Here is a 19,152-nt window from a genome sequence, read left to right on the forward strand (position 1 = left end):
CGGCCGTCCCACTGCCGCGCAGTCGAGGCAGCGCCGGTCAGGCTTATTTCTGGCAGTCGGCGCAGGTGCCGAAGATCTCCAGGGTGTGGCTGATGTCGGCGTAGCCGTGCTCGGCGGCGACCTTGTCGGCCCAGCGCTCGACGGCCGGGCCTTCGACCTCCACGGTGCGGCCGCAGTTGCGGCAGACCAGGTGGTGGTGATGTCCCTTCGAGCAGCGCCGGTAGGCCGTCTCGCCGTCGGCGGTGCGCAGTACGTCGACCTCGCGGGAGTCCGCGAGTGCCTGCAGGGTGCGGTAGACGGTGGTCAGGCCGACGGCCTCGCCGGCCGACCGGAGCTCCAGGTGGATCTCCTGGGCGGTCCGGAATTCGTCGAGCTGGTCGAGCGCGTGCGCGACCGCCGCGCGCTGACGGGTCGAGCGTGTTCCGATTGCCACCGTTCCTCCTGTCATCTCCCTGCCGTCAGCAATTCTCTCAGAAGTCGGCAAATCAGTGCTCGTCCCAGTGATCACCGTGTGCCGCGTGCAGGTGACCGTCGTGCACGTAGTCGACATGGTCCCCGTGCTCGACCTTCTTGTGACGACAGTCCTCGCTGTGGGCGTGCGGGTGTCCAGCACTCACCACATGCGGCTCCGGCGCCGGTACTCCGACCTCAGGCTCCTCGTCCGCCAGTGGACGCGCGGACCGGCGACGGAGCAGTGTCCCGACGGTTGCGGCCACTACGAACCCGGCCAGCGCCAGTACGACGATGGTCGCGCCAGGTGCGACGTTGGCGTTGTAGGAGGTCACGATGCCGGCCAGACACGCCAGTACGCCGATGATGCACGCGGTCACGAACGTACTGCGGAAGGACCGCGTCACCTGCTGCGCTGTCGCTACTGGTACGACCATGAGCGCGCTGACGAGCAGGAGCCCCACAGTGCGCATGGCGACCGTCACGGTGACCGCAGCCATCACGGCGATCACCAGGTTGAGCAGCTGGACCCGGAGTCCCGTCGTACGAGCGAACTCCTCGTCCTGGCACACCGCGAACAGCTGCGGGCCCAGGCCGATCGCTACTACCAGCACGGCGATCGCCAGGCCGACAACGACGTACAGGTCGCTCTGGGAGACGGTGGTGAGCGAACCGAACAGGTAGGTGTTCAGCGTTGCGGCGCCCTGACCTGCCAGGCCGATCAGCAGGACACCACCGGCAATACCGCCGTAGAACAGGAGCGCCAGCGCCACGTCGCCGGTGGCCTTTCCGCGGGCGCGGACCAGTTCGATCGCGGTCGCGCCGGCGATCGACACGATCACCGCGGTCAGCACCGGCGCGCTCCCGGTCAGCAGGCCGAGCGCGACACCGGTGATCGCGATGTGCCCGATCCCGTCACCCATCAACGACAGCCGCCGCTGCACCAGGTACGTCCCGATCGCCGGCGCGGACAACCCGGTGAGCAGCCCCGCGATCAGCGCCCGCTGCATGAACTCCAGTTGGAACATCGTCATGGGGCCTCCCGGTCTGGACTGAGTAGCGGAGGGAGCGGAGGAAACGAAACGACCAGAGCGACGAGGGAAGACCGGGAGTCACAGCCCCATGACCCAGCGCGCCGGAGGCGTGCAATGTGCACAGTCATGACGGCATCCAGCCTGGTTCGTCGTCGGAGGTGTGGGAGTGGTGGACGTGGGCGTGGGTCTGGGAGGCGTGCGGCGGGCCGTCGTACACGATCCGGCCGCGGCGCATCACCACCGAGCGGTCGATCAGCGCGTCCATCGGGCCGAGGTCGTGGCTCACCATCACGACCGTCGTACCGCGCTCGACCCGCTCGCGGACGGCGTCGGCGAAGATCTGCTGGCTGGCGAGATCCACGCCGGCGGTCGGCTCGTCGAGGACCAGCAGTTCCGGATCGGACACCAGCGCCCGGGCGATCAGGACCCGTTGCTGCTGCCCGCCGGACAGCTCCGCGACCGCGTCCTTGCGCCGGTCGGCCATGTCGACGACCTGCAGCGCGTCCTCGATCGCTTGCTTGCCGGCGGCACCGAGTGGCGTGAACAGCCGGCGCTTCGAGAGCAGCCCGGACGACACCACCTCGTACACCGTCGCCGGTACGCCGCCCGCCGCGGTGATCCGCTGCGGCACGTACCCGACCCGGCGCCACTCGCGGAACCGGCGGACCGGCGTACCGAACAGCCGGACCTCACCGCGGGCCGCGGGCAACAGACCGACGACGGTCTTGATCAGCGTGGACTTGCCCGAGCCGTTCGTGCCGAGCACGGCCAGCACCTCGCCCTGGCGGATCCGCAGATCGATCCCACGAAGCACCAGCCGGCCGCCCAGCTCGACGGAAAGATCGTCGACCTGAACGGCCCGAGCTGACGTATCTGTCACGAGCAGGTGTTCGCCTTCTGTAGTTCTTTCAGGTTCCGCTGCATGAGGGTCAGGTAGGTGTCCTTGGAGTTCGCGTCGGACAGGCCCTCGATCGGGCTCAGTACGGCGGTCTTGACGCCGACGTCGTTCGCGATCGTCTCGGCCACCTTCGGACTCACCAGCTCCTCGTAGAAGATCGTGGTCACGTGCTGGGCCTTCACGATGTCCTGGACCTCCTTGATCCGGCTCGGGGTCGGCTCCGCGTCCGGCGTGAACCCCGCGATCCCGATCATCGTCAGACCGTACCGCTTCGCGAGGTAGGCGAACGCCTCGTGGCTGGTCACGAACGTCGTCAGCTTGCAGCTCGCCAGACCGGTCCTGTACTCCGTGTCCAGCGTGCCGAGCTGCGCGAGCAGTGCCTTGGCCCGTTCGTGGTACCCGGCGGCGTTCGCGCTGTCGACGGTCGCGAGTTTCTCCTCGACCGCCTTGACGACGTCGCCGTACCGCACCGGGTCGAGCCAGAAGTGCGGATCGAGGGCGTTGTCGTTGTGCGCGATCGGCGCCGCGCCGGTGTGCTGCTCGAAGTCCGCGCCGGTGTTCTCCAGCTGGGCGGCCGGGGCGACGTCGAAGCCGGCGTCCTTGGCGTTCTGCGCGACGGCCTCGTCGACGGCGGGCTGCAGGCGCTTCTCGTAGACGACGAGCTTCGCCTCCGCGATCGAGGCGACCTGCTTCGGGGTCAGCTCGAGGTCGTGCGGCTCGACGCCGGGGGCGGTGAGAGTGGTCACGTGTACCGCGTCGCCGCCCACCGTGCGGGCGATGAACTCGAGCGGGTAGAACGACGCGACGACGCTGAGCTTGCCGTCCGCCGTACCGCCGGCAGTCGCGCCACCGCACCCCGCGAGGGCGAGGGTGGCCAGCGTCGCGGCACCGGCGATAATTGCGCGAAGACCAGATCTCATGACAATCATTTTCATTCTAGTTGGAAGTGGTTGTCAAAACAGGGAGTTCACGATGGCCAGCCGCAACGTCGGGCGACGGCGTGCCGACCGCAAGGGCAACCGCCGCAAGGTGCTCGACATTCCTCAGGGCCACGGCCACGGGCATGGGCACGGCCACGGCGATCATGTGGTGGACACCTCGGTGGTGAACTCGGACGCGATCGTGGCCCGGCGGGTCCGGATCGTCGTCGCCGCCGTCCTGACCCCGTTGATCATCGCCTCCGTCGTGCTGCTGATCGTGCTCTGGCCGGGCGCCAGGGTGAAGGTCGAGTCGTACCAGACCAGCACCGCGCGTGGCGAGGTCACCGCTCTGAAGGCCTGCCCGGACCCGAGGGACAAGTGCGACCTGGCGACGGTCAAGCTGAGCAACACCCCGGAGAAGGGAAAGGCGGTGCCGGTCCAGGTGCCGAAGGTCGGCGGGTCGCCGATCCCGGTCAAGGTCGGCCAGGAGGTGATGCTCGCCATCGAGAAGGGCGCCCCGCCGGACCAGAAGTACCAGTACGTCGACCACGACCGGACCAAGCCGCTGCTGATCCTCGCGGTGATCTTCGCGATCGCTGTCGTCGCGCTGTCGCGGTGGCGCGGGTTCGCGGCGCTGGTCGCGCTCGCGGTGACCGCGGTGATGCTCGTCCAGTTCATCCTGCCGGCGATCCTGAAGGGCTCGAATCCGCTGCTCGTCGCGGTCGTCGGTGGCGCGGTGATCATGATCATCGCGGTGTTCCTGACCCACGGGATCAACGCCGAGTCGTCGATCGCACTGGCCGGGACGATCGCCGCGCTCGGGCTGACTGTGCTGCTGGGCTGGTTCTTCACCGGACTGTCGCAACTGAGTGGCCTCGCAGCCGAGGGGGCGTCCGCGGCGCAGGGGTTCTCTCCGCACCTCGACCTGGCCGGGCTCCTGGTCGCAGGGATGGTGATCGGCGCCCTGGGAGTGCTCGACGACGTGACGGTCACGCAGGCGGCCGCTGTCTGGGAGTTGTCCGCGGCCAATCCCGCCGCGAGCCGGCGCGAGCTGTTGTCGGCTGGCCTGCGGATCGGCCGGACGCACGTGGCCTCGGTGGTGAACACGCTGGTCCTGGCGTACGCCGGTGCCGCGATGCCGGTGCTGCTCGTGTTCGCGATCCAGGATCTGCCGATACTGTCGGTGATCTCCACCGAGGCGGTCGCGATGGAGGTGGTCCGCGGCCTGGTCGGCAGCCTCGGCATCATCGCGGCCGTCCCGCTCACCACCGCTCTGGCCGCGATGGCGGTCGCGGACCGCTCCCGCGACCTGGTCGCCACGCCGGATCCCGCCCCCTAGTCGCTCGGCAGCTCTTACGCTGCTAATAGGTCACGGAGTGTCCGCCAGCACGCACTTTCCGTGTCCACACGGGGTGAGGAGTGCTGATGAGATTCCGTCATCGGGACGGTTCGACCGTTCATCTCGGGTACTGCGCGTCGGTGCACCCGGTCGCGGACCTGGACGAACTCGTCGCGCGGTTGGACGGCTGTGCCGGCGTGGTGCGGTCCGCGCTCGACGTACCGGTGCTGGGTGTCGGTCTGTGGTTCCCGCACCGGCTGGCCGACCGGCTGGCGAACTCGCCGGCGTCGCTGAGCAGACTCCGCCGCGCGCTGCACCGCAACCAGCTGGAGGTCGTTACCGTGAACGGCATCCCGCACACCGGCAAGGCGGGTGGCACCGACCTGTACTGTCCGGACTGGACCGAGCCCGAGCGGCTCCGGTACACGGTGGACCTGATCGACGTACTCGCGGAGCTGCTCCCGGACGATGCGACGTACGGCTCGATCTCGACCGTGCCGCTCGCGTGGCGGGTGCCGTGGTCGCGGGCGCGCAACCGGGCGGCGCGGGAGGCGTTCGACCGCGTCGAGCAGCACCTGGCCCATACCGAGACCAGGACCGGCCGGCGGATCCGGATTGCCGTCGAGACCGAGCCTGGGTGTGTTCTGGAGATGATCGGCCAGGCTGCGGCGTGGCTGGCCCGCTATTCGAGCCCGGACGGCGGTACGTCGCGTATTGGGCTGGGGCTCGACGTGTGTCACCTGGCGGTTCAGTTCGAGGACCCTGCCGAGTCTTTCGAGCTCTTGTGGCGAGCGGGCGTTGACGTGGTCAAGGCGCAGCTGTCGGTTGCTCCCACGCTGGTAGACCCGTCTGACGTGTCCGGGCGGTACGTGCTCGGTCAGCTCGGCGTACCGAAGTACCTGCGGCAGGTGCGTGAGTGGGGTGGGCCGGGTGTGGACGACGTGGCGCAGTCGCCGCAGCTGTCGGGCCATGCGGCTTGGCGGATGCATGCGCACCTGGCGACGCATGCTGTGGCACCAGCTCCGCTCAGTGTGACTACCGGCGTACTGGATGACTGTCTGGCGCGGCTGGTGGGTGGTGGGCATCCGTTGACGCACCACTTGGAGTCAGAGGTGTACGTGTGGCCGCGGGACCCCAGAACCCAGCAGGCGTTGGCGAAACGGCTCAGCAAGGAGCTGTCCTGGCTACGGAACCGGCTGACCGCTCTCGGGCTGCAGGAGGTCTGAGTAGTCGGGGAGTGCCGTAGAGCTGAACACCTTGCCTACCGCGTTCTGCGACCAGATGAGGCGCTGCAGGGCCGTGGGTAGCTTGGCCAGCGTGGCAGCGGCTCCCGGCATCAGCCGCACTGTGAGCGCGTTGCTGGGGATAACTGTGCCCATGACCTTCGGGCTGAGCCGGCGGCTGCTGTCGACCAGCGGCCGGATGATCCGCTCGTAGTTGCGGAGCCCTGACGGCAGGTCGCTGCGAGCAGCAGCCAACTCGCCGGCCAGGATGTACGCCGCGACGACGGCCAGGCTCGTGCCACCGCCAACGGCCGGCCCCGGACAATAACCCGCGTCTCCTACTAGCCCGACCCGGCCCGACACCCATGATTCCAGGGTGACCTGGGCGATCGAGTCGAAGTAGAAGTCCTCGGCCGGCTGCAGGTGCTCCAGCAACTGCGGCACCTTCCAGCCGTAGTCGCCGAACTCCTTGACCAGCAGGGCTTTCTGCTGGTCCGTGTCGCGGTGGTCGTACGTCAGGTCGCCGCGGAACAGGAACCCCGCGCGGACTTGGCCGGTCTGGTGCACGCCGTAGATGCCGACCAGTTTGCCGACCGAGAAGTGCGCGAGCGTGTGGTTGCCGAGGCCGAACACGTCCGGCATCGAGAACACCGCGAGGTAGCCGCCGAGCGGGCGGTGCAGTTCTTCCTCGGAACCGAACACGAGCCGCCGCACGTTCGAGTGCAGTCCGTCGGCCCCGATCACCAGGTCGAACCGGCGCCGCAGCCCGGAGTCGAACGTGACGTCGACGCCTTCGCCGTCGTCGTGGAGGCTCGCGATCGAGTCGCCGAACAGGTACTCGGCGCTGCCGCGGCCGGCGTCGTACAGGACCTTGGTCAGCTCGCCGCGCAGGATTTCGACGTGCCGGCTGGAGATCCCGGCGTATATCCGGCTCAGGTCGACCTCGACCGGGCGCCTGCCGAACCGTTCGACGGTCATCGAGTCGAGCTGGGTGCGGGCCGCCTCGATCGTGTCCCAGCAGCCCATCCGGCGGGTGACCTCCGCGGCCGCGCCGTACAGATCGACGGCGTGCCCGCCGAGCCCGTGCCGCGCGGCCGGTGTGCGTTCGACGACCGTCGGCTCGAAGCCGTACCGGTGCAGCCAGTAGGCGAGCACCGGTCCGGCCACGCTCGCGCCGGAGATCAGAATCTTCATCTCGTCCTCCTTACTTATCGGAAGGTAAGTAAACGAGGACGGTGTTGTCAATGGCTTACTTAACGGAAGGTCAGATAATCTTCCGGGTATGCCGAGACGACGGACCGGTGACACCCGGGCGCGGATCCAGCAGGCCGCGCTCGAGCTGTTCGCCGTACAGGGGGTGCAGCAGACCAGCCTGCGCGACATCGCCGACCGCCTCGGTGTCACCAAACCGGCGCTCTACTACCACTTCGCGTCCCGCGAGGAGCTGCTGAACAGCCTGGTCGAGCCGATGATCGCCGACTTCGAGGCGTACGCCGCAGCCCAGCGGGCGGCCGCGCCGGTGCCGCCGCGGGAGCTGCTCGGCTCGTACTTCGACCTGTCCTACCGGCACCGCGGGCTGATCCAGCTCGCGATCCGGGACCTGTCCGTACTGCACGAACTGAAGCTGACCGACCGCTTCATCGAGTGGCGCGGCGCCGTCGCCGAGCTGCTGATCGGCACCGAACCGTCGCTGTCCGGCGTGGTCCGCTGCATGGTCGCGCTCGGCGGCCTGTCCGACTGCGCGGTGATGATCGACCACGAGCCGGTCGAGGAACTCCGCGAGGCGGCCGTCGAGGCTGCCTACGACAGCCTCGGACGGCCCTGACTGCCGGCGGGCTAGCCGTTGGCGATGCGGGACACCGCGAACAGCGCGATGATCAGGATCGAGAAGATCCGCAGGAACTTCGGCCCGCCGGTCACGGCCGGCCACGACAGGAACGCCAGCCAGCCGAGCAGCAGCGCCAGCAGCAGCAGCGCCGGCACCCCGACGGCGACCGGCGCGAACACCCCGGCCAGCGCCAGCACCAGGGTGATACCGGGCAGGGTCAGCTTGGGTGCGGCGTGCAGCCTCGCGACGTACGGATAACTGGCCTTCGTGATCCGCTGCCGCAATGGGCTGCTGGGGGTGCTCATGACCCCATTGTTCCAGGTCTTATGGTTGGCCCCGTGTTCGTGGTGATCAGGTTCCGGGTGGGGGAGTCCGAGCAGGCCGGGTTCGGAGAGCGGTTGCGGGCCGCCGTCGACGTGCTCGCGCTGCAGAAGGGGTTCGTCGCGGCCCGGACCGGGCGGAACGTGGACGACCCGGAACTGCTGGCGCTCACGCTGGAGTTCGAGAACGTCGGGAGCTACCGGCGGGCGCTGTCGCCGTACGACGTGAAGCTCACCGCCGTACCGCTGCTGTCGCAGGCGATCGACGAGCCGACGGCGTACGAAGATTTGCTGATGTAGCACGGATTCGATAGCGGGCGCCGGGGACCGATAGCCTGGAGCCTTCCATAGATTTTTCTGTACCCGTTCTGGAGTTCAAAAGTGCCCGTGGAAACCGTCGATGCCGTCGTCAGCCTCAGCAAGCGGCGGGGATTCGTGTACCCGTGCGGCGAGATCTACGGCGGTACCAAGTCGGCCTGGGACTACGGTCCGCTCGGCGTCGAGCTGAAGAACAACGTCCGCAGCCAGTGGTGGCGGACGATGGTGACCGGCCGCGACGACATCGTCGGGCTGGACTCCTCGGTGATCCTGCCGACCCAGGTCTGGGAGGCGTCCGGGCACCTGGCCGAGTTCGTCGACCCGCTGACCGAGTGCCAGTCCTGCCACAAGCGGTTCCGCGACGACCACCTCCGCGAGGACTACGCCCGCCGCAAGAACAAGGACGCCGACAACGTCAAGCTCGCCGAGATCGCCTGCCCGAACTGCGGCAACAAGGGCACGTTCACCGAGCCGCGGATGTTCAACGGCCTGCTGAAGACGTACCTCGGCCCGGTCGAGTCCTCCGAGGGCCTGCACTACCTGCGCCCGGAGACCGCGCAGGGCATCTTCGTCAACTTCGCGAACGTGATGGGCACCGCCCGGAAGAAGCCGCCGTTCGGCATCGCCCAGGTCGGCAAGAGCTTCCGGAACGAGATCACCCCCGGCAACTTCATCTTCCGGACCCGCGAGTTCGAGCAGATGGAGATGGAGTTCTTCGTCGAGCCCGGCTCCGACGAGGACTGGCACGAGTACTGGCTGAAGGCGCGCTGGGACTGGTACACCGGCCTCGGGCTGAGTGCGGACAACATGCGCTTCTACGAGCACCCGAAGGAGAAGCTCAGCCACTACTCGAAGCGCACCGTCGACATCGAGTACCGGTTCAACTTCGGCGGCAAGGAGTTCGACGAGCTCGAGGGAATCGCGAACCGCACCGACTTCGACCTGTCCACGCACTCGAAGCACTCCGGCGCCGACCTGTCGTACTTCGACCAGGAGAAGGGCGAGCGCTGGACGCCGTACGTGATCGAGCCCGCGGCCGGGCTGACCCGGAACGTGCTCGCGTTCCTGCTCGACGCGTACACCGAGGACGAGGCGCCGAACGCGAAGGGCGGCGTCGACAAGCGCACGGTGCTGCGGTTCGACCCGCGGCTCGCGCCGGTCAAGGCCGCCGTACTGCCGCTGTCCCGGAACGCCGATCTGTCGCCGAAGGCCCGCGACCTGGCCGCCGAGCTCCGGAAGAACTGGAACGTCGACTTCGACGACGCCGGCGCGATCGGCCGCCGGTACCGGCGCCAGGACGAGATCGGTACGCCGTACTGCATCACCGTCGACTTCGACACGCTGGAGGACCAGGCGGTGACGATCCGGGAACGCGACTCGATGAAGCAGGAGCGGGTCGCGCTCACCGAGGTCACCGGGTATCTCGCCCAGCACCTGGTGGGTTGCTGAGCATGAAGACCGCACGGGGTCTGCTCGCGGTGCTGGCCGTGCTCGCGCTGGCGTCGTGCTCGGACAGCAAGAAGGACGCCGGCGGGTCCCCGTCCACTGCTTCTTCGGGTACGCCGACCCTTGCGCAGTCGATCCCCACCGCGTCGACGCCTGCGCTCACCCCGTTGCCGACCCCCAGTACGCCGTGGCCGGCGCCGAAGGTCACCGGCGCGCCCGCCGACGACGCACCGCTGGCCGAGCGGATCACGTTCGCGATCGCGCAGCAGACGCAGATCGCGGCCGGCCGGGCCGCGAAGACGACCGTGAAGTGCCCGGGCATCGACAAGGCCGAAACCGCCGGGCAGCACTCTCTCGACTGCACGGTGACGTACTCCGGGAAGCCGTTCACCGGCAAGCTCACCGTGGACGCGAAGCAGTACAGCGCGTCGTACAAGTTCACCTCGTCGCAGGTCGCGATCGTCCGCGCGAAGGTGATCGACGCGGTGCTCCGGGCGGCCGCCGGTGCGTCGAAGGTCACCTGCGACATGGACGAGATCGGTATCGTCGTCCACGACGGACCGCCGATCGGGTGCGACGTGACCACGACCGCGAACGCCGTACAGCCGTTCAAGGCCTCCGTCACCGGCAACGGCCAGGTCCAGGTGGAGAAGGCGTGACGTGCTGAAGCTTGGCAACCTGACGATCCAGACGCCCGTGGTGCTGGCGCCGATGGCCGGCATCACGAACGCGGCGTACCGGCGGCTGTGCGCGGAGCAGGGCGCCGGGCTGTACGTGTGCGAGATGATCACGTCGCGCGGCATCGTCGAGGGGGACCAGAAGTCGCTCGACATGCTGACGTTCGACGCGCGCGAGACGGTGCGTTCGGTGCAGTTGTACGGCGTGGACCCGACGTACATCGGGCGTGCCGTGCAGATCCTCTGTGATCAGTACGGCGTTGCACACGTCGACCTGAACTTCGGGTGCCCGGTGCCGAAGGTGACCCGCAAGGGCGGCGGCGCGGCGCTGCCGTGGAAGCGGAACCTGCTCGGCGCGATCCTGCGGTCCGCGGTGCACGCCGCGACGCCGTACGGCGTACCGGTGACGATGAAGACCCGGATCGGGATCGACGCTTCGCACCAGACCTATCTGGACGCGGGACGGATCGCCGAGGAGTCGGGCGCGGCGGCGATCGGGCTGCACGGCCGGACGGCGGCGCAGGCCTACTCGGGGCAGGCGGACTGGTCCGCGATCGCTGCGCTGGTGGAGCACGTTTCGATTCCGGTGCTCGGCAACGGCGACATCTGGGAGGCCGGCGACGCACTCCGGATGGTCGCGGAGACCGGCTGCGCCGGGGTGATCGTCGGCCGCGGGTGCCTCGGGCGGCCGTGGTTGTTCCGCGATCTGGCGGCGGCCTTCGCCGGGGAAGACGTACTGGCGCTGCCGACGCTCGGCGAGGTTGCCGCGGTGATGCGCCGGCACGGCGAACTGCTCGCCGAGCTGATGGGGGAGCAGCGCGGCCTGCGCGACTTCCGCAAACACGTCTCGTGGTACCTGAAGGGCTTCCCCGCCGGCGGCGAACTCCGCGCCGCCCTGGGCATGGTCGACACCCTCGCCACCCTAGACGCCCTGCTCTCCCAACTCGACCCGACCGTGCCGTTCCCGGTAGCCGAGCTGGGCGCCCCCCGCGGCCGCCAGGGCAGCCCCCGCGACCACGTCATCGTCCCCCAAGGCTGGCTGGACGACACCGACGGCCTGACCGCCGACCTGGCGGACGCCGAAATCGGAGTCTCCGGCGGCTGACCGGCGTACTGCGGAGGGCACCAGAAGATCTTCTGCACCCTCGACGGGTTCGGCTCGTACGACGGGGGCGACTGGGGCGGGTGCTGGGGTAAGGCCGGCCCGGAGTTTCTCGCCCGGCGGACGGAGGTGTACGCCGACGAGCAACGGCTGGTGCTCGGGGCGAACACCTACCGGCAGTTCTGGCCGCGCTCTGGTCGGCCCTCAGCGGCCGAACGATCCAGTGAATCTGCGGACGCTCGGCCTGCCGGCCACTGTCGTCTCCAGCACTCTCGACGACCCACTCGAACGGGAGCACACGACTTCGGCGCTGCCGACTTCGACCTGGAACTCCTGGAATCCCGCACCCTCGACGGAAACACCCAGGGCTCATCTACCGGCCAGCACCCCACACCTGATCAAGGTCTTTGACCGACCCCACCCGTACGGCGTCCTCGTCCACGCCCGGCGGCTCGAACGTCCCGAGATGCTCGGCCAGCACGGCATCCGCAACATCCCGCCGCCGTGGATCGGCCCGGTTCGCGTCCCTGCGGGCACGCACCGTCGCATGGTCCACGTCGACGTACACCAAGGTGAACCGCACCGCGGCCGCCTCCGCCAGCGTCCGCCACCCGTCGCGCAGGAACCGCGGCGAACTGGTGTCGTCGACGACCACCGACGTACCCGTCGTCAGCAGCTCCCGCACCTCCGCCGACGCGATCGCGTGCGTCCTTCCCCACTCCTCGAGCGGGATCCCGTCCCCGCCCCACAACCCGCGCCGCTCGTTGATCTCGTCAAGACTCACGACCCGCGCCGGCAACCGCCGCGCCAACTCCCGAGCGACGGTGCTCTTCCCGGAGAACGAGGTCCCACACAACAAAACCAACCTGGCCGTCACCCCACCACCCAATCCGAACCACGCGCCCGGAGCAAGCGCACGCGTTGCCGATCTGGGGACAACTCCTGGTGTGGCGGAACAAGCAATTGCCTGTGCCGTGCCCCCGCGGAGTGTTCCCGGTTCCGCCGGGTGGTCGCGTGATGCGGGGTCGAGGACGCTGGGCGGGCGCCTCCTTCAGCGGGCGTTCTCGGAGCGGCAAGCGACGTAGTGGGCGACCGCCTTGGCGGTGTCGTACTCCGGGGTGAACCTGGTGTCCGGGGTGAACCTGGTGTCCGGGGTGAGGCGGGCGATGTCGAGGTGCGGGTTCGGCCGGCCGCCGGGCTCGTACGACTGCCACCGCCGCGACGCCAAGGACCTGTCCGCGCTGCTGCAACGCATCCGCGAGCTTCCGGTTGACGAGCGGCCGACCGCTCGACACGTTGTACGTCGAGTCGTACCGCGCGCGCTGAACCGGACGATGGTTGTGGCTCAGCGCCGCGGCCGTCATCAGCAGCGCGATCGCCCGCCCCGCGTCCGGCGCGTAGCACGAGTCGCCGCCGTCCTCGGCGTACAGCGGATCCGGCGCCCCCCGCAGTACGGCGCTCACGTACGGCGGGACGAAGTTGAACGGCGACTCCGGATCCATCAACGGCCCCCACGTCGACCCGATCCGCAAGATCACCGGCTGCACGCCAGAACTTGGAGAGCATGCGTCGTCAACGGCTCGACGGCCTTCTTGAACGCGATGATCAGGTGCGGCACCTCGACCGCCGGCAGCGGCATCCCTTCGCGCCAAGGGCTTTCGTCCTGCCCGATGTACACCCCGAGGCTGCTCGCGACCGCGAACCGCCGTACGCCCGTGCCGCGTCCAGCGCGTTGAAGAGCCCCGCGGCATCGGTGCGGAAGTACGCGACCGGATCGTCGCCGGGAATGCTGCCCGCAAGATGCACGATTTCGCTGACGTCGTACCGCGTGCCAAGCGTGGGGAACGCATCCCGAGCCCCGCCCCGGTCACAAGGATCATGCCGCCGACGCTAGGGGTACGTCGTCGCCCACGTCTTGAACCAAATCCCGCAAACCCTTGACCTGGCGGGTGATCCAGGGGAGCTTGGACGGCAATGCACTTACGAGTCACTTCCGAACGTAGTTCGTAAGTAGGTACAGCCGAACCTGGTTCGTCAAAGGAGTGCCGTGGACATCGTGATCGGGGTCGTCACGCACGCGACCCACGACGAGCTGTTCCACGACGCCGCGCGCACGTTGCGCGGCGTGGACCTGAAGTGGGTCAGCTACGACCACGAGGACGAGATCCGAGACCGGGTCGCCGAGTTCCTGAGTACGACGCGGCTCGACGGCTTCCTGGCCGGCCCGGTGCCGTACACGGCGAGCCAGGAACTCCTCCCGCCGGGTCTGCCGGTCGGCGTGATCCGGTCGTCGGCGCTCGACCTGACGCTCGCGCTCTACCGTGCGCAGGAACGCGGCTGGGGCCGTACGCCGGTCAGCATCGACACGTTCCCGGCCGAGGCGGTCGAGGCGGTGGCCACCGCGCTGGACCTCGACCAGGACCAGGTCGACTGCTTGCCCTATGCACCGACCCAGACCGTGGACGAGATCGCCGCGTTTCACCGGGACGCGTTCGCACGGTTCGGGGAGCGCAGCTACGTGATCAGCGTGCGCGCCGCCGTCCGCGAGCAACTGGCCGGCCAGATCCCGATCATGAGCGGGATGCCGGTGCCGGCCACGATCCGGACCGAGCTGCACGAGCTCGCGCTGCGGATCGAGTCGGAGCGGGCCAGTGCGCAACGGTTCGCGGCCGGGATGTTCCTGATCTCGGACGCGCCGGACGAGGAACGGGCCCGGATCGGGCTGATGAACCACCTGCACAACACCCCCGAGTTCGCCGGCGCCTGGATCGAGAACCGCGGGCGCCGTGGTGTCGTCGTCTTCGCCCACAAGGCGTTGTTCGAGCGGATCACCCGCAACTGGGTCGCCGTACCGGCGCTCGCCGAGGCCGCCGCGGCGCTCGGTGCACGGATCTCCGCCGGTTTCGGGGTCGGCGTCTCGGCCCGCAACTGCGTGCTGCTCGCCGAGCAGGCCGCGGCGCGTGCCGAGCTCGCCGTCGAACCGTGCGCGTACCTGTTCGAGGACAGCGGTGTCGTGATCGGCCCGATGGGACCGGCCGGCGAGGCGCTGCGGTACTCGTACCGTTCGCACGGCGACGACGTGGAACACCTCGCGAAGTACGTCGGTCTGAGCGCCGCCACCGTCTCCCGGCTGGCGGCGCTGGACCAGGAACTGCAAGGCCGCACGCTCTCGCCTGGGGAGCTTGCCGGTCATCTCGGAATCACGGACCAGAGCGGGCGCCGCCTGATCCGGACCCTCGACGCAGGCGGCCTGGTGAGCGTCGAGGGAACCGCCCAGCACCACCCCAAAGGACGCCCGACGCGTCTGTACCGACTGCGCATCGCCCAAGCGTTGGAGGCACAACCATGGAGCTCACCCGCCGCCACATCCTCAAGCTGACCGGTCTCGGACTGGCCGGCCCTGCCCTACTGTCCGCGTGCTCGAACGACTCCTCCGCGGGAGGTGCTTCCGGCGACGGAAGCGTGAAGTTCGAAGGCTGGGACTACGAGGCAGCCCTCGTCCAGCAGAACCTCGACCGGTTCACCAAGACCAGCAACATCAAGGTCGGCTACACCCCGATCACGAGTGCGCAGTACGTCCAGAAGGTCGTCGCCGAATTCACCGGCGGCGGCGGGCCGGACGCGCTCTACGTGTACGACGACTCGCTCGCGGCCTGGGTCGACGGCGACTACCTGCAGCCGCTCGACGGACTCGCCGGTGTGGACGAGATCTACAACGCCATCTACCCGGGCAACGCGCAGGCGATGACGTACGACGGGAAACGGTACGGCCTGCCGTACTACACCGACGCCACCTGCCTGACGTACAACGCCGGAATCCTCGCGCAGGCGGGGATCTCGAAGCCGCCCGCGAGTCTCGAGGAGCTCGAAGCGCAGGCGCTGAAGATCAAGAACGCCGGTCTGCTGCAGTACCCGATCGGTGTGCCGGCGCAGTTGTCCGACACCTGGTGGTCGTGGGTGTGGGCGCTCGTCTACGGCAGTGGCGGGAACCTGTTCGACGATCAGCAGAACCCGATCATGAACACGTTGGACACGGTGACGAAGGACGTGTTCAGCTGGCTGCAGCAGGCGGCGACCAAGTCGAAGGTGATCGATCCCGCGTCGCTGCAGCTGTTGCCGGTGCCTGTCGACAATGCGATGAAGGCCAATCGGTACGCGTACACGATCGGCGCGCGGTACGCGAGCCGCGACTACAACGACCCGGCCAAGTCGAAGGCCGCCGGGAAGATCCGGATGGCGCTGGTGCCGAGCCTGGACGGCAAGGAGCACGCGACGGTCAGCAATACCCGGATGTACGGCCTGGCCAAGGACACCGCGGTCAAGGACAACGCGTTCAAGCTGCTCACGTACCTCGGCGGGTACGACGACCAGAAGCAGCCGTACACGGCCAAGTTCTGGTTCCTGCAGCGCGGGCTCGGGTTTGCCTACAAGGCGATGGTCGACGATCCTACGATCGTCGCGGCGCTTCGGAAGTTTGCCGACCCGGCGATCTACGCGCACCTGGCCGAGATCGCGAAACCGCGCAACGTCCTCGGAGTGCCGTGGTACACCGAGTTCGAGACCGAGATGCACAAGGTCGTGCAGGGCGTGCTGAGCAACCAGACGCAGCCGTCGGCGGCGGTCGACTCGCTCGCGCAGACCGCGGGCACGCTGAAGAAGAAGTACTCCTGAGCATGGCCACGTTTACCGGCCTTGCGGAACGCCGGCCGCTGGGCGACAACGCGAAAGCCTGGGCGCTGAACGCTCCTGCGATCGTCGTGATCGCCCTGCTGGTCGCCTATCCGATCGGGTACTCGTTCTACGTCAGCCTGCAGAAGAACAACCTGAAACGCCCACGGGCCAAGCGATTCATCGGGTTCGACAACTATGCGTCGCTGTTCAGTGATCAGGCGTTCCTGAACGCGCTGAAGGTGTCGGCGCTGTTCGTGGTGGTCGTGCTCGGGCTCACCGTCGTACTCGCGCTGATCCTGGCGCTGGTGCTCAACGAACGGTTCCACGGCCGCGGGTTGCTGCTCAGTCTCGCGTTGTTGCCCTGGGCAATGCCAGGGGTGGTGAACGGCCTGATGTGGCGGACGATCTTCGACGCGAAAACCGGCGCGCTGAACGGTCTGCTGCAGCAACTCGGCCTGATCGACAGCTATCACGCCTGGCTGACCTCGGGCACCGGCGCCTTCCTGTTCACCGCGTCGGCCCAGGTCTGGAACACGCTGCCGTTCTCGGTCATCATTCTGCTCGCCGGATTGTCGACAATCCCATCGGAGCTGTACGACGCGGCGACGGTCGACCGCGCCGGCGCCTGGCGCCGGTTCACCCAGGTCACGGTGCCGTGGCTGCTGCATCCGCTGCTGATCGTGCTGATCCTGGAGACGATGAACGCGTTCCGCGCCTTCGACACGATCTACGTCCTGACCGGCGGCGGCCCCCGGCGACGCGACCACGACGATCGCCCTCCTGGACGTCCAGACCGTCCTCACCTTCACCGACTTCGGCCTGGGCAGCGCCTACGCCTGGGTGATCACCGCGATCACCCTGCTGATCTCCATCGCCTACATCGGCCTCCTCTACCGGAAAGGGAATTTCGAAGTATGAGCACTCTCGTGCGCGCTCCACTGCGCTACCGGATTCCCTGGAAGCAGATCCTGCTCTACGTGTTGGCGGTCGCCTTCGGGTTGTATCTCGTGCTGCCGTTCTACTGGATCGTGGCGATGAGTTTCATGCACGAGGTGGACGCGATCTCGGTGCCGCCGCACTGGATCCCGACGCATCCGACGCTGGCGAACTACCTCGGGTTCGTCCGCCCGAACGCCGCGCAGGAGCTGGTCGGCGGGCGGGCGGTGTCGGAAACGCCGTACTCGTTGCGGAACAGCCTGGTCGTGGCGACCGCGACCGCCGTACTGAACCTCGCGCTGGCGACGTTCGCGGCGTACTCGTTCTCGCGGCTCAAGTTCCGCGGGAGTCAGGTGCTGCTGGTGCTGTACCTGCTGACGCGGATGGTGCCGGGGATCGCGATCATCATCCCGTTCTACCTGCTGATGCGGTCGTTCGGGCTGCTCGACACCTACCTGGCGCTGATCCTGTCGTACACGACGTTCGCGCTGCCGATCACGATCTGGATCCTGAAGGACTTCTTCCGCTCGGTACCGCGCGAGCTCGAGGAAGCGGCGCGGGTCGACCGCTGCGGATGGTTCCGGACGATGTGGACGGTCTTCCTGCCGGTGGCGGCGCCCGGGCTGGTCGCGGCCGCGGTGTTCGCGTTCATGACCGCGTGGAACGAGTTCATGTTCGCGCTGTTCCTGACCAGTACGAAAGCCGCGAAGACGATCCCTGTGGTGGCGGCGAACTTCGCCACCGATTTCAACACCCAGTTCACCGTGATGGCCGCGGCCGGTGTGCTCGCGGTCGTCCCACCCCTGGTGCTGGCCCTGCTCTTCCAGCGCAAGCTGGTGCAGGGCATGGCCGCCGGATCCGTGAAGGGCTGAGGCGAGATGGCCGAAGTGCGTCTGGAAGGTGTCAGCAAGTCGTTCGGCGGCAAGACCGCCGTGGACGACCTAACTCTGACCGTCGAGGACCGCGAGTTCCTGACCCTCGTCGGACCGTCCGGTTGTGGAAAGTCGACAACCCTACGAATGATCTGCGGACTGGAGCGGGCGACCGCGGGCAACATCTTCTTCGACGGCAAGCCGGTCAGCTGGCTGCCCGCGAACAAGCGGGACGTGTCGATGGTGTTCCAGAGCTACGCGCTCTACCCGCACAAGACCGTCGCGCAGAACATCGGGTTCGCGCTGAAGATGATGCGGGTGCCCAAGGCAACGATCGCCGAGGAGGTACGGCGGGCCGCGCGCACGCTCGACATCGAGGACCTGCTCGACCGCAAACCCCGGGAACTGTCCGGCGGCCAGCGGCAGCGCGTCGCCCTCGGCCGGGCGATCGTCCGCGACGCCGGGGCGTACCTGCTGGACGAGCCGCTGTCGAACCTGGACGCCCAGCTCCGGGTGCTGATGCGCGCCGAGATCAAGCGCCTGCACGTCGACGTGGCGCGGACGTTCATCTACGTCACCCACGACCAGGTCGAGGCGATGACGATGTCGGACCGGATCGCGGTGATGCGTGACGGCGTCATCCAGCAGTGCGCCACCCCCGAAGAAATCTACGAACGCCCCGCCAACCGCTTCGTCGCCTCGTTCATGGGCTCACCCCCGATGAACTTCCTCACCGGCGAACTGGCCGACGCAGACGGCACCCGAGTCTTCCGCTCACCAGCCCTGACCCAAACCCTCACCCCACCCGCCGCGCCGCTCGACGCAGTAGAGCGAGCGGTGGTGCTGGGTATCCGGCCGGAGGACCTCACCTTGTCGACCACGCCGGTGCAGGGCTATCACCCCGGGAAGGTCTTCGTCTCCGAACCGCTCGGCCCCGACGTACTCGTCACGGTGAACATCGAAGGCGAACTCCTCAAGGCTCGCGTCCCCACCCCGTTCCGCCTGGGCCACGACAGCACGGTGTACGTCGGTCTCGATCCCGCCCGCCTGCACCTGTTCACCACCACCGACGGCACTGCTCTCCACGCCCCACAACCCCGCTGACACGCACCACAGCG

Annotated in this window: 20 protein-coding genes; 11 read left to right on the forward strand and 9 right to left on the reverse strand. The window is 68.2% G+C overall.

Annotated features, from left to right (window positions below; genetic code table 11):
- Positions 1 to 43: 43 nt before the first annotated feature.
- The 4 genes from JOF29_RS37415 to JOF29_RS37430 form a co-directional block, all read right to left on the reverse strand.
- Complete coding sequence (locus JOF29_RS37415) at positions 44 to 433, reverse strand: Fur family transcriptional regulator (protein WP_307863889.1); 390 nt, start codon at positions 431 to 433, stop codon at positions 44 to 46.
- Positions 434 to 485: 52 nt separating this feature from the next.
- Positions 486 to 1,484 (reverse strand): metal ABC transporter permease, encoded by a 999-nt coding sequence (locus JOF29_RS37420; protein ID WP_209699055.1) that lies wholly within the window; start codon positions 1,482 to 1,484, stop codon positions 486 to 488.
- Positions 1,485 to 1,608: 124 nt separating this feature from the next.
- Positions 1,609 to 2,364, reverse strand: a complete 756-nt coding sequence (locus JOF29_RS37425; protein WP_307863890.1) for a metal ABC transporter ATP-binding protein — start codon at positions 2,362 to 2,364, stop codon at positions 1,609 to 1,611.
- Positions 2,361 to 3,302, reverse strand: coding sequence for a metal ABC transporter substrate-binding protein (locus JOF29_RS37430; RefSeq protein ID WP_245359829.1), 942 nt, complete (start codon positions 3,300 to 3,302; stop codon positions 2,361 to 2,363). Before JOF29_RS37430 ends, JOF29_RS37425 begins: the two co-directional genes overlap by 4 nt.
- A 52-nt stretch (positions 3,303 to 3,354) precedes the next feature.
- On the opposite strand from JOF29_RS37430, the gene JOF29_RS37435 reads away from it, so the two are divergent.
- Together JOF29_RS37435 and eboE are read left to right on the forward strand one after the other, a co-directional pair.
- The gene (locus JOF29_RS37435) at positions 3,355 to 4,641 is read left to right on the forward strand and encodes a YibE/F family protein (RefSeq protein ID WP_209699057.1); all 1,287 of its coding nucleotides are present in this window, start codon (positions 3,355 to 3,357) and stop codon (positions 4,639 to 4,641) included.
- 86 nt (positions 4,642 to 4,727) lie between these two features.
- Positions 4,728 to 5,867, forward strand: coding sequence for a metabolite traffic protein EboE (eboE, locus tag JOF29_RS37440; protein ID WP_209699058.1), 1,140 nt, complete (start codon positions 4,728 to 4,730; stop codon positions 5,865 to 5,867).
- Here eboE and JOF29_RS37445 read toward each other — a convergent pair.
- Positions 5,826 to 7,058 (reverse strand): FAD-dependent monooxygenase, encoded by a 1,233-nt coding sequence (locus JOF29_RS37445; protein ID WP_209699059.1) that lies wholly within the window; start codon positions 7,056 to 7,058, stop codon positions 5,826 to 5,828. The genes eboE and JOF29_RS37445 overlap by 42 nt on opposite strands.
- 88 nt (positions 7,059 to 7,146) lie before the next feature.
- On the opposite strand from JOF29_RS37445, the gene JOF29_RS37450 reads away from it, so the two are divergent.
- Positions 7,147 to 7,689 carry a TetR/AcrR family transcriptional regulator gene (locus JOF29_RS37450; RefSeq protein ID WP_209699060.1) on the forward strand — a complete coding sequence of 181 codons (543 nt, stop codon included), beginning with the start codon at positions 7,147 to 7,149 and terminating at the stop codon, positions 7,687 to 7,689.
- A gap of 11 nt (positions 7,690 to 7,700) precedes the next feature.
- Here the strand turns inward: JOF29_RS37450 and JOF29_RS37455 are convergent, their stop codons facing one another.
- Positions 7,701 to 7,997 (reverse strand): DUF6703 family protein, encoded by a 297-nt coding sequence (locus tag JOF29_RS37455; protein ID WP_209699061.1) that lies wholly within the window; start codon positions 7,995 to 7,997, stop codon positions 7,701 to 7,703.
- Between the two features lie 33 nt (positions 7,998 to 8,030).
- Between JOF29_RS37455 and JOF29_RS37460 the strand changes: the two genes are divergently transcribed.
- The 4 genes from JOF29_RS37460 (at position 8,031) to dusB (ending at position 11,558) form a co-directional block, all read left to right on the forward strand.
- The gene (locus JOF29_RS37460; RefSeq protein ID WP_209699062.1) at positions 8,031 to 8,312 is read left to right on the forward strand and encodes an antibiotic biosynthesis monooxygenase family protein; all 282 of its coding nucleotides are present in this window, start codon (positions 8,031 to 8,033) and stop codon (positions 8,310 to 8,312) included.
- A gap of 81 nt (positions 8,313 to 8,393) precedes the next feature.
- Positions 8,394 to 9,779, forward strand: coding sequence for a glycine--tRNA ligase (locus JOF29_RS37465; protein WP_307863891.1), 1,386 nt, complete (start codon positions 8,394 to 8,396; stop codon positions 9,777 to 9,779).
- 2 nt (positions 9,780 to 9,781) lie between these two features.
- Positions 9,782 to 10,435, forward strand: coding sequence for a hypothetical protein (locus JOF29_RS37470; RefSeq protein WP_209699063.1), 654 nt, complete (start codon positions 9,782 to 9,784; stop codon positions 10,433 to 10,435).
- A 1-nt stretch (position 10,436) separates the two neighbouring features.
- A complete protein-coding gene (gene dusB / locus JOF29_RS37475) occupies positions 10,437 to 11,558 on the forward strand; it encodes a tRNA dihydrouridine synthase DusB (RefSeq protein ID WP_209699064.1) in 1,122 nt (373 codons plus the stop codon).
- A 370-nt stretch (positions 11,559 to 11,928) separates the two neighbouring features.
- Here dusB and JOF29_RS37480 read toward each other — a convergent pair whose 3' ends face one another.
- The 3 genes from JOF29_RS37480 to JOF29_RS37490 form a co-directional block, all read right to left on the reverse strand.
- Positions 11,929 to 12,432 (reverse strand): P-loop nucleotide/nucleoside kinase family protein, encoded by a 504-nt coding sequence (locus JOF29_RS37480; protein WP_209699065.1) that lies wholly within the window; start codon positions 12,430 to 12,432, stop codon positions 11,929 to 11,931.
- A 174-nt stretch (positions 12,433 to 12,606) separates the two neighbouring features.
- A complete protein-coding gene (locus tag JOF29_RS37485; protein ID WP_209699066.1) occupies positions 12,607 to 12,783 on the reverse strand; it encodes a hypothetical protein in 177 nt (58 codons plus the stop codon).
- 306 nt (positions 12,784 to 13,089) lie between these two features.
- A complete protein-coding gene (locus tag JOF29_RS37490; protein WP_209699067.1) occupies positions 13,090 to 13,233 on the reverse strand; it encodes a hypothetical protein in 144 nt (47 codons plus the stop codon).
- Between the two features lie 369 nt (positions 13,234 to 13,602).
- On the opposite strand from JOF29_RS37490, the gene JOF29_RS37495 reads away from it, so the two are divergent.
- From JOF29_RS37495 to JOF29_RS37510, 4 genes are read left to right on the forward strand one after another with little or no spacing between them, the layout of a single operon-like run.
- Positions 13,603 to 14,934: a hypothetical protein gene (locus JOF29_RS37495; RefSeq protein ID WP_209699068.1), complete on the forward strand. Its 1,332-nt coding sequence runs from the start codon at positions 13,603 to 13,605 to the stop codon at positions 14,932 to 14,934.
- Positions 14,901 to 16,226 (forward strand): extracellular solute-binding protein, encoded by a 1,326-nt coding sequence (locus JOF29_RS37500; protein WP_209699069.1) that lies wholly within the window; start codon positions 14,901 to 14,903, stop codon positions 16,224 to 16,226. The genes JOF29_RS37495 and JOF29_RS37500 overlap by 34 nt, the downstream gene beginning before the upstream one ends.
- Before the next feature lie 2 nt (positions 16,227 to 16,228).
- Positions 16,229 to 18,034: an ABC transporter permease gene (locus JOF29_RS37505; protein ID WP_209699070.1), complete on the forward strand. Its 1,806-nt coding sequence runs from the start codon at positions 16,229 to 16,231 to the stop codon at positions 18,032 to 18,034.
- 6 nt (positions 18,035 to 18,040) lie between these two features.
- Positions 18,041 to 19,138: an ABC transporter ATP-binding protein gene (locus JOF29_RS37510; protein ID WP_209699071.1), complete on the forward strand. Its 1,098-nt coding sequence runs from the start codon at positions 18,041 to 18,043 to the stop codon at positions 19,136 to 19,138.
- Positions 19,139 to 19,152: the final 14 nt, after the last annotated feature.

This window comes from Kribbella aluminosa (assembly GCF_017876295.1).
Classification (GTDB): Bacteria; Actinomycetota; Actinomycetes; order Propionibacteriales; family Kribbellaceae; genus Kribbella; species Kribbella aluminosa.